Below are 11,350 nucleotides of genomic sequence, written 5' to 3'. Positions count from 1 at the left end.
TCTTTTAGAACTCGCAGGATCTGAGTTTCAGTGAAACGCGCTTTCTTCATGATGAGCCTCCCAATGGTTGTATTTTAACCAGAGAACTCTATCAAGCAGTAAGACTAAATTCAGGAGGGACTACACCCCCGTAGCATTCCAGTAGCGCTTAACTGTGGCAATCCCCAAATCCAACTTAACCGCTGCTTTAGATTGGCTTAGTCCGTGTTCTCTGGCTTCCTGTACACGCTTACGGGTGTCATGGGCAACCGGGCGGCCTAATCTCTTTCCTTCCCGCTTCGCCCGCTCAAGCCCTTCCTTGGTACGTTCAATGATTCTGGACTTCTCGAACTCAGCAAATGCCGAAAACATTTGCAGCATCAGTTTACCTTCTGCACTGCTAAGGTTACTCACTGGTAAATCAAGAGACACCACTTCTATGTTAAGTTCAACCAACATTGCAATAGTCTGCTGTACATCGATATTGTCACGGCCTAGGCGATCCAGCTTCAACACAACCAACCTGTCTCCGGATTCCAGTTTGTGGTTAACCATATCGGCAAACGCTTTACGGCTCATCGCCTGTACACCACCAGAAACAACTTCCGACACTACGCGGCTGTCAAGAACATCATAGCCAGACTGGCGAATCGCCATGATCTGATTCTCTGTTGTTTGTTCGTTAGTACTGACACGGCAATATGCAAAAGTGCGGCTCATAACATCCTCTGACTGGTATCAAAAACGGTATCATAATTAATCATTGGTATCATCAAGTCAATACCCTAATTTATTGACACCTGTTTATATATACCTCAGGGGGTATCGTAAAACGTTCGATTGTTGATTCCAGTCAGAGCACTAAACTCCCATGGTTCACTGATATTTGAAAAACATCCAGTGTCTCTTTAGAGGATAGGTACAAGTGGCTTAACTACACAGTTATGGTTTCAATGAAACTTTAGCTCGTGTGAGCATTTCAAATCTGCTGATATTAGTGAATAACGATATTTGAGAAAGATTAGTGTTGAATAGTATTCCATCCGTAAAATGCCTAAGCAGGGTTTCGCTTGTGTTGTTAAGCGAGATTATAAAAAAGGCTCTTCTTTACAGCCTTTGAAGCTATTTAAGATTTAGTAGATTAGCTTACGGCTCTTTTCTCAAATTTTTCGAGCCAAGTAAGTAGGTTTTGAACATCAACTTCCAATTCATCTAATTCCACGGGCTGAGCTGGGAGTTCTTCTGACTGCGAATGCTCAAACACAGAGTAACGAGTAATAAGATCGTCGAATAATAAGCAATCTTCTGTTTGAATTTTAGCTAGAGAGCCTATGCGATTTTTGGTTTGTATATCTCTGCGGAACCGTTGAAGTACATCATTTAGCAAAATACTTTCGACGCACCGTTCCATTACAATTCTGAAATCACTACATATGCTTTTGGACAAGTGATCGTAATCTTCAACATCACTCTGTTCATACAATTTCCGAAGACGTTTTAATGATTCATTCTGGAGTTGATTCAGCGCTGCTTTAGGTTTTGAGTTTCTAATGTTCATTGGTACTGTCAAACCTGAATTAGCGCCAAGTCTACGCAACGTCTCAATATGAAGCTCGACAGGAGGGTTTGTTTTTTCAAGTTTGGCCTGTTCTTGCAGTTTCTTAACACCAGACTCAATTTGAGTGAGCAGAGATAATCTGTGAGTAAAAATTATGACTTGACGGTCCAGAGAAAGTGCGATTAACCGAGATACAACCTTCTCCTCAAAATCCTGATCTAAAGATGATATAGGATCATCAAAAATGAACGGAGAGGACTGATTTAATCCTGTCATGTCTGCTAAGAAGGCAGATAATGCCACTATTCTGGATTCTCCTTCACTAAGAATCCCATTTACAGGTATCAGGTTATCAGAGCCATTAAGAGCTAAGCCGAAAACAATTTTACCCTTACCTTTTGTAGTACTCTCCGCTTTTACCGGAAGTCTAGAGCCGCCAAGTTCCTTTAATTCTTTCGAGAAACGCTCTAAATACCCTGCATTAAGTTCTTGAACAGAAAGGTCATTCTTTTTCGATGTTAATGGGTTTGTTCTTGTTAGGGTTAGTGCTTTTGTTAAGATTGAATATGATGTTAATCGCTGATGTTCTTTAATTATAGATTCTTTATTTTGATTCAACCATTGGATACCCTTAAGTTTCAAAACTCTACTTTCGAGTATCTTACGCTGATCATTCAGTTGTAGTTCCGTTAATGTTTTTTCCTCAGCATTCAATTTTTCAATAGCTTTTACTAAGCAACTATCAACACCACTTAAATCAAGTTTAGGTATATCAGAATGCAACAAAGCCGATTCCGCCAATAATTTCCTAAGAGTCAATGCGGCATGTAGCTTTCTAGATTCTTTTTCTTCTATTTTGATAAAATTCATGTCTGCTATCCAGTCATCAATGTGAGGTAGCAGAGGTAGTAACTTGAATAATTCAGAGTATTTTAATTCAGCTTGCTTTGCGGATTTTTCAAGCTTACCAATAATGAAAGACTCAAAATTTTGTAATCGTTGTTTAGCTATGGGGCTTAGCTCTTGCTGGCAAAGAACACAAAGCGAATCATGCTCTGTGTTTGGGAATCTTATGTTTTTATAAGCTAGGGATTCAGAGTATTTTCTCGCATGTTCCCAAAGCTCTCTCCATGTTTTCTCACCAATACCATCTAATGATATATTGCTAAAAACTTTTTTAGCATCTTCACTTGCGGTTTTTCTTTTTTCAAAAGCGTCATTTCTTGAGGAAACTAATTGAACTAGTGCAGTATCACTTAGCTTGGTTCTAATGTTTTCAATTCTGGTTTTTATTTGTGTAATTATTGCTCGATCGCGAGCGATTGATTTTAATCGCCCTAAGATATCTTTTTCTGCTAGTGCTGCTTCACCATTAATGCGCTCTATATCTAAATCTGAAGTGTAAAGACATTCGGTGTCAATTATTGTTCTTTTGGTTTTTGGAGTTAGAGTCGTTAACCACTTTGCTGCTGGACTTTCAGATAATTCATTAGGAATATTAGGCATTACTTTGAAAAGGGCTCTTTGCCTTTCTGAAATACATGATGATACATCATCACATACCTTAATCAGTGATGATATGAAACGCATTCTACTTGGTTCATATGTTGCCTCATTTTTTTCTCCCATGTATATTAAGGCGGCTTTTGAGTCAAATACATGTATGTTTCTTAATAGCTGAACTGGGCCTGAGTCTATATTCCATATTAATTCTTTGTCTAATTCATTATGTTTGAAATTTATCTTAGCATGGGTAGAGGGATTGTTTGTTTGGAAAATATTTTGGTATAAGGTTTCTTTGGCTCGAGAACCACATATCTCTTTAAGTAAACGTGAGTATCCACTCTTACCTGAGCCGTTCGAGCCGTATATAACAGTGAGGTTCTTGGCACCAAAATTCAAGGTCGCATCATTCTTAATAGCATTAATTCCGCGAACTTCATTAATTGATGATAAGCGCAATGATTGGCTATTAGCTGCTTGTTGAAGCATTCCCGGTTTTATTGGATCAAAGTCATCTTTATTTACATCTGAAACTTCGTTGATGCATAGTTCTGAAAGTAACTGTATTTCTTCTGCCGTTGGGAACCGCTTAGTTTCAACTAAACGTTTTGCTGCTGTTTGCAGCCACAAGGGGCGGCTATTGAGCCAAGAATCGAAACTATCAGGGCTAACATTTGTCTTTTCACAACTTTCCATATATATATCCTTATTTGATAATAATTAGCTGTGGAGCTATTATGTTAAATAATACATAAGTTAGAGATGTAGCCATTTATTATTCTACTACAAATTCAGGGTTTTTATGGGATAAAACTGGTGCAAGATCACAAATGTCAGATTGGATGAGTTTGATTTATGAAGCGGTTAATTTGATTTTGTCAGTTGTCGAGTTAAACAAACGACATAGATAAGATATAACCTATGTCGTCAGACGTAAACTATCTTGTAATCGTTATTTTGCCCACTCTCTAATTATTTTGCTACCTACTACATTTATGTTATGCATTATTTTTAGTCTCTCTGTACGATTGTGCGTACTGTGAGCAGTTTCAACTAATACAACTAAATCTGAATGTGTATCTTTATTTTCATCATATTCAGGTAAGTTCATGTGCTTAAATACATCCCCAACTTGGATATTAACATTGTGGCTTTCTATCCATTCTTTTACATCATTTGTATTCAATAGACCACAGAGGAAATAAGCAGGTTGTTTTGTATCAAAAGCAGAATAATACACCTTATGATCTGGCACATAGGGGCGCATTCCAACAAGGGGGACGCTGTCAGAACTGGCTACCGCAGCATAGAATTTTGTTGACATCTCAGGCCAAATAACTTTCCATGGCTTAAACACATAATCGCCAACATTATAGATAGCGAAGAATGGCGCTCCTTTCATTTGAAGCCTAAATGTTGACCTGTTTTCGAGCAAATCCTTATATCCTTCAAACCATAGTCTTGTCTGCTTCAATTCTGGAGAAGTGAGTTTTCTAAGACTCTCGTTATAATCAACCTTACCTATGCCATTATTTGGCACGAAGGTGTACAGTTTCTCCTCTTCTGGTTTAATTGCAACTTTCAAATAACATGCTTCAAAATCCCCAGCGCCTTTAATTAAAGGATACAATAGATCTGGCTCAATCCAAGCCTTCCTGCTTACTCCAATATCCTTTTTACCAGCCTCAGGTCTACTTTTTATTTGTACTAATTGGTTGTTTATATCCAATATAGGTACAAAATAAACACCGTTCAAATCAGCAGTAATTCCTTTTCTACCCTCCGTCCATTTACATGTTCCTGATAAAACTTGTAGAGCTTCGTAACGTCCTTTATTTAATACAGCCCAAGGAGAGCCTAAGTCAGCTACAGGGGCAGCTTCAAACTCTAAAATATCAATTCTACCTTTAACATCACTAAGGCTTGCGCTAGTGGGAATAAGGCGAGAATTCCCCTTTTTGCTTCCCCATAATCTATAGGGTATAGGATAACTACCGGGTTTATTTTTCTTATCAAAAACAGCAATTACAGTATGATTAGAGGCATCACTAAATGGTTTGAGAGACTTTAGATCATCTACTCCGACCGGAACAAGATGAGTGGTATCGCCAATCTTAAAATCACGGAATCCTGCGGAAGATGGATTTTTAAATAAGCTACCAGTTAATACGAAAGCAAGCCGACCACCATCTTTAAGCCACTTGTCAGCAGTTGTATACGTTATCATTGCAGAAATATCTAACTCATTTCCGCCATGTCTTTTAGTTTTAGAAAATATTCCATATTTCTCACAGGTAGGTTTGACTCGCTGACGATAGGCATCAGGGAGTTTAGACCAACGAACCCAAGGTGGATTCCCAAGAATATAATCAAAATGTCCCGCAGTTGCAGACCAAAAGAAGTTTCGTACAACTCGGAACCAGATACCATTCCATTGTTGTCTATGTAATTTCAGTATTTGATCATAGGTATGTTTCAGAGGTAAGCGCCAGCATTCAGCTTCTTCTGAACTCATTAATCCGTAATCAAGTAAATTACTTTCGGATACACTATATTCAAGGTCCGACTCAACAGACATCCCCATCTGTTCAAATATCTTATCAAGCCGAATACGATCAAACGCTAACTCTGAAGGCAATGTGATATCTAATCCTGCGACTTGGCTGCCTATTTGATATCTGACTACTGAGTCTGAATCATCAGGGTTAGGTGCTGGTGAATAAATAGCATCAGCCATAAGAATTGGGACTTCAATGTTAGTCCCAGGACAGTTTTTTAAAAGAAAAGCTATTTCCATAAGAAAATTGACACGTGCAGTTTGTACTGCCAGAGGATTTAGATCAAACCCCCAAACAGATGTGCACAAGTTAGTGATAATATCTTTATCACTAAGGCCAAGAATTCTTGCTTCTGATACCTTCCTACGGATGATACTAACTAAGAATGCTCCTGAACCACATGTTGGATCTAGAATTCTTTTTTCTAACCATGGTTTACTGGAAGCTTGATCGACTGTGAACTCAACCAACCAATCTGGAGTATAAAATTCACCTAAGCTCTGTCTGAGACGACCAGGAACAAGACCCTGATAAAGATCGCGTAACACATCGCGTGTATGCGTAAGCCTATCTGTCCGATAAAGAGAAAGTGAAGCTAGCACGCGACGAAGTGCGGATATCACTTTCGCCGAATGATCAGGGTGTGTAGCAATATCCAAATACCAGCTGAATATGGCTTCTTCAACAAAACCTGAAATTCCTGCTTGCTTAAATATATCTGCTCTTTCTATTTGGTCAGACAATGCTTTTACTAAAGCAGTATCGCTGACCATTGTAGACATCGCTTGTGCTGGGTTTTGTATTGAAGTTAGTTCATGTCCAGAAACAATTTCCGCAGCTAATAATTTTATAAGTAGCGAGTTATAGGTATGAATCACAAATAGTCTACCAGACATTGCATGCTGTGCTTTACCATGCCACTCAAAACAGATTTCTTTATTGATTAATTCTGATTGAAGAACTGACATGTCAGCAACTTGGCCGTATAATGTCCTCCATTCTTCATAGAGCATTTTTATTTTAGAATTATCATTATTTTCCAGTTCTGAAGCTAATCCATTTGCAAACGACTGCATCAAACTTTGAGCATTAAAGGCACCATGCCCAAAATCAGACATTAAATTATCGACTGTTATCTCTCGCCTGGTATCAGCTTTTATGGCTTCGATGACTAAACCAACAGCATATTCGGAAAATGGTATTAAGTGCTGCGTGATTAATTTATTATTTTTAAGCTGAGCAAAGCATATATGTTCACCATCAATAGCTATACCAATAAAGCTATCTTCTGAAATTCCAGTATTATGCGACTCGCGCCGAATATAGGGCAGAAGGCGTTCATCTGTAGCTTCTTTAAATTTTTGACTATCTTTTGAGCCTTTAAAAAGACCAGGAGCTTTGAACTCAATGATTACATGGTTGTAGCTGCCATCTTTCTTTGCTCTTTCTGCATCGAAATGGATATCTAATGTTGCTTCAAGAACTGAGATCCAGGCTATACGTACCTCTTCCTCGCCTTTCCAAGGCCTCATTCTTTTTGCATTTATCTTCTTAAAAGCAGTACTCAATGCGCTATCATCAATGTTCAAAATTTGAACTCCAACAAAAATCCTAACAAAGTGCCAAGGATAGGTATGTCTTTCCACTAGATCAATCCATATATCAACCCATTTCTCTTATTTCATTGGTTAGTTTATTTTGAATCCAAGTATGGGATGTAGTAACAATTTTTGATATTCAAATTGGTGTGGCCTAAGTCTCTGTATTTAAAATGGAAAGGTCGAAATTCAACCTCCGTAAGGAAGCCTTAAATGGTGCAATACTGCCCTCAAAAGGCTCCAACTAAGGTAGCTAAAGCTCGAGTCACAAGGGGAAGAGGGCTGCAAATGGTGCCCAATAAGATGCTCATGTCATATCTAGTGGCTTTTATGTGGCAAGCTAATTTGTTTATGTATCAATGGGCGGCTAGCTTGTTATGATGAGATACAAACTGTGATACACACGCACCCTTAACCAAGTGCAATGCAGCAGGAATCAGGCCCTTTGAGTCGGCTAGTTGCCTTAACGGTCAACTCCCACTATAAAAGAAACCCCGCGCAGAGCAATTTGCGCGGGGTTTTATGTTTTCTGCGGCGGAAAGTGTTCAAACTGGCAGGTCGATCAGCAATGCCCGCAACGGGGTACTGGCGGTGATGGTGACATAGGGTTCGAGGTGAATGAAAGCCCCGTCGCCGCATACCAGACGCTGTGTATCTTGACTTTCTGCACCGAGAGCATGGATCTGTCCATGAATTGACTGCAAATAAGCACGTGGCCCACGGATCGGTAGTGTGATTTCTTCACCGGCCGGTAAATCCAGATGGTAGATCCATACCTGCTGGCGCAATTGTAGACTGCCGCTTTCTCCATCCGGCGATGCCAGTAAAAGAGAGGATGCGTTGTTAATGTTGATGTGCTGGATCAACGGATTTTCCTGCAGCGGACAAGCATCAAGCCACAGTTGCATACGGGTTAGTGGTTGGGTCGTGCTGAGGTTGAACTCGCTGTAACTGACATTGCTCTGCGTAGAGAGCAGCGCTGCCTCACCAGCCACTACGCGGACACTGTTGCCCTCGCTGTCGCGATATTCGGCCTCGCCCTGCAAGACCAGATTCAAAATGTCTACGCGCGGGTAGGTCCGCGGTTGGAGACTGGCACCCGGTGCCAGCACTTCTTGGTTCAGCACTCGCAGTGAGGCGTAACCCATAAGGTTTGGATCAAAATAGTGTCCGAATGAAAAGGTATAGCGCGCCTTCAGCCAACCAAAGTCAGCTGTGCCGCACTCTTCTACTGTTCTGCTCTTAATCATGGCGGTCTGGCTCTGTGAAGAAAATTAATGAATAAAGAGTAAGCGTCTGGACGCACTATTGTTAGCAAGTTAATCTGGTCGCCATATTCAAATTTCCTGACAGAGAACCTGATGGCTAAGGATCGCGCACTAACGCTTGAAGCATTGCGGGTTATGGATGCTATTGATCGTCGAGGCAGTTTTGCAGCAGCGGCAGACGAGCTTGGCCGCGTGCCTTCTGCATTGAGCTACACCATGCAAAAGTTGGAAGAGGAGCTCGATGTGGTGCTGTTTGACCGATCGGGTCATCGGACAAAATTCACCAATGTTGGGCGTATGCTGTTAGAGCGCGGCCGTGTTCTACTCGAAGCGGCTGACAAACTCACCGTCGATGCCGAAGCGCTGGCCCGTGGGTGGGAAACTCAGATCACTATCGTTTGTGAAGCACTGGCACCCGCCACACAACTTTTCCCGCTGATAGAAAAATTGGCGCTAAAAGCGAATACGCAGGTTTCGTTGCTCACTGAAGTCCTCGCGGGCGCATGGGAGCGCCTGGAACAAGGGCGCGCTGACATCGTCATTGCACCGGATATGCACTTTCGCTCCTCGTCTGAAATCAACAGCCGCAAGCTCTATAAACTGGTGAGTGTCTACGTGGCCGCACCGGATCACCCCATTCATCTGGAAGCCGAACCCTTATCTGAGGTGAGTCGGGTGAAATATCGTGGCATTGCCGTGGCGGATACCGCCCGCGAACGCCCGGTACTCACTGTACAGCTTCTCGACAAACAACAACGTCTCACCGTCAGCACGCTTGAAGAAAAACGCCAAGCGCTGTTGGCTGGGTTAGGCGTTGCGACTATGCCTTATCCGATGGTAGAGCAGGATATCGCCGAGGGCCGTCTGCGAGTGGTGAGTGCAGAATACAAGCATGAGTCGGACATTATTATGGCGTGGCGTCGCGATAGCATGGGGGAAGCCAAAGCCTGGTTCCTGCGAGAAATTGCCAAGTTATTGGCAACTCGACCCGTGAAATGATCTTTCAGTCTCGTAACTTGACACTGCAACCCGCTTTCCCCTCATGCGAGGGGAAAGCGTGCTTAACGGAAACGACTATCCCGACCATGAGCCGATTCTAAATCCTGTGCCGGTCCGGTGGATATAATCCCATACGGATTGATGGTCGCGTGGCTACGATAATAATGGTTGCGAATATGCGCGAAATCCACGGTTTCAGCAATGCCTGGCATTTGGTAAATATCGCGCAGGAATCCGTACAAATTAGGGTAATCACTGATGCGGTGACGGTCACATTTGAAATGCGTAACGTAAACCGGATCAAATCTCACCAGCGTAGTCCACAAGCGTAAATCGGCTTCGGTCAGATGATTACCGGTAAGAAAACGCTGTTTTTCCAGGATGGCTTCGGCCTTATCTAACGCGGCAAACACGCCGTTCACTGCGTCGTCATGAGCTTCCTGGCTAGTAGCAAACCCGGCTTTGTAGACACCGTTGTTAATCTGCGGATAGACCCACTCGTTCACTTCATCAATCACTGCACGCTGTTGTGGTGGATAATAGTCGCCGGCTTTTGCGCCTTGGGCATCAAAGGCACTATTGAACATGCGGATAATGTCTGCTGACTCATTGCTGACAATCGTCTGCTGCTGTTTGTCCCACAAAATAGGTACGGTCACACGGCCCGTATAATCGTTCTGCGCCCGCAGATAGATCTCGTAGGCATAGTTCAGATGATATAAATCGTCACCGGTGGCGGCAGGGAAATCAGTGCCAAAGGTCCAGCCATTTTCCAGCATCAGCGGGTGAACCACCGATACGGGAATTATCTTCTCCAGCCCTTTTAAGGCGCGCATAACCAAAGTACGGTGTGCCCACGGGCAGGCCAGCGAAACATACAGATGATAGCGGTCCTTCTCGGCGGCAAATCCACCAACGCCGTGTTCACCCGGTGCGCCATCAGGCGTTATCCAGTTACGAAACTGTGCCGCTGAACGTTTGAAATGTCCGCCGGTAGACTTGGTGTCATACCACGTGTCCTGCCAGATACCTTCAACCAGTTGTCCCATGATTCCTCCTTCCCCGTCATCCTTCGCGCTGCTTTCGCAGAGGCAGCTCAGTTGCTGCGTTACCCGGCAAAGCCTCGCCCCGTAGGGGCCAGCGCCAGCGCTGTTCAAAAGGCCAGAGCCTTTTGTGATGCAACTCGAATAATGTCGGGGAGATTTACAGATAAGCGATAAGAAATAAAAAAGGGCGAGGTGAATAATCACATCGCCCATCATCTCATTCAGTATAGCGGTAGATTCCCAGAGCGGGCGCTTACCAGTTTTTCTTAATCAGACGGTCGATGCTGAATGCACCTGGGCCAGCAACGAACAGGGCCATAAAGCCACCTGCGATAGACAGATTTTTCATGAACATCATCTGGTTTATCTCAACGGCGAAATCAGTGTGGAAGATAAGCGCGGTCAGGATAGTGAACACCGCAGTGATGATGGCAGTAGTACGGGTCAGGAAGCCGAAAAGAATGGCCAGACCGCCCCCGAACTCCAGCAAAATGGTCAGTGGCAGGAAGAAACTAGGGACACCCATGGATGTCATATAACCCGCGGTTGCAGTGTAACCATTAATTTTTCCCCAGCCTGCTACGATAAAAAGAATGGGCATTAAAATACGTGCAATCAGCAGGACAGTGTTATTTACCTTGTTCATCTTTGACTCCGGGAAAGTGTCGCCCAAATGGGCGAAAGTATTAACGGTACGTTCGGGTATTATCCCTTTGCGTTACCGCGTCAGGTTGATGGCGAGATAGTAAGTCCAAAGCGGCGATGTTGTTAGCAAGTAAATCTGTCTATTAACATCAAATAAATTGAGATTGTAGCTGACTACATATTTAAATCCGGGAAT

The 11,350-nt window shown here is 42.7% G+C and carries 7 protein-coding genes; 1 reads left to right on the top strand and 6 read right to left on the bottom strand.

What is annotated here, in order from left to right; genetic code table 11:
• Positions 1-120 precede the first annotated feature (120 nt).
• From IEV89_RS20710 to IEV89_RS20695, 4 genes are all read right to left on the bottom strand, one after another.
• Entirely contained in the window at positions 121-699 is a 579-nt protein-coding gene (locus tag IEV89_RS20710) for a recombinase family protein (protein WP_188475407.1), read from the bottom strand.
• A gap of 421 nt (positions 700-1,120) precedes the next feature.
• A complete protein-coding gene (locus tag IEV89_RS20705; protein ID WP_188475406.1) occupies positions 1,121-3,736 on the bottom strand; it encodes an AAA family ATPase in 2,616 nt (871 codons plus the stop codon).
• Between the two features lie 256 nt (positions 3,737-3,992).
• Positions 3,993-7,244 (bottom strand): Eco57I restriction-modification methylase domain-containing protein, encoded by a 3,252-nt coding sequence (locus tag IEV89_RS20700; RefSeq protein WP_229746549.1) that lies wholly within the window; start codon positions 7,242-7,244, stop codon positions 3,993-3,995.
• A 497-nt stretch (positions 7,245-7,741) separates the two neighbouring features.
• Positions 7,742-8,446, bottom strand: coding sequence for a pirin family protein (locus tag IEV89_RS20695; protein ID WP_188475405.1), 705 nt, complete (start codon positions 8,444-8,446; stop codon positions 7,742-7,744).
• A gap of 111 nt (positions 8,447-8,557) precedes the next feature.
• Between IEV89_RS20695 and IEV89_RS20690 the strand changes: the two genes are divergently transcribed.
• Positions 8,558-9,463 carry a LysR family transcriptional regulator gene (locus IEV89_RS20690; protein ID WP_188475404.1) on the top strand — a complete coding sequence of 302 codons (906 nt, stop codon included), beginning with the start codon at positions 8,558-8,560 and terminating at the stop codon, positions 9,461-9,463.
• 62 nt (positions 9,464-9,525) lie between these two features.
• Here the strand turns inward: IEV89_RS20690 and IEV89_RS20685 are convergent, their stop codons facing one another.
• Complete coding sequence (locus IEV89_RS20685; protein WP_188475403.1) at positions 9,526-10,512, bottom strand: glutathione S-transferase family protein; 987 nt, start codon at positions 10,510-10,512, stop codon at positions 9,526-9,528.
• A 250-nt stretch (positions 10,513-10,762) separates the two neighbouring features.
• Positions 10,763-11,155 (bottom strand): DoxX family protein, encoded by a 393-nt coding sequence (locus IEV89_RS20680; RefSeq protein WP_188475402.1) that lies wholly within the window; start codon positions 11,153-11,155, stop codon positions 10,763-10,765.
• Positions 11,156-11,350: the final 195 nt, after the last annotated feature.

The sequence above is a fragment of the Hafnia psychrotolerans genome (assembly GCF_014639435.1).
Taxonomy (GTDB): domain Bacteria; phylum Pseudomonadota; class Gammaproteobacteria; order Enterobacterales; family Enterobacteriaceae; genus Ewingella; species Ewingella psychrotolerans.
The sequence above is the reverse complement of the archived record's forward strand: the minus strand, read 5'-3'. Positions and strand labels throughout refer to the sequence as shown.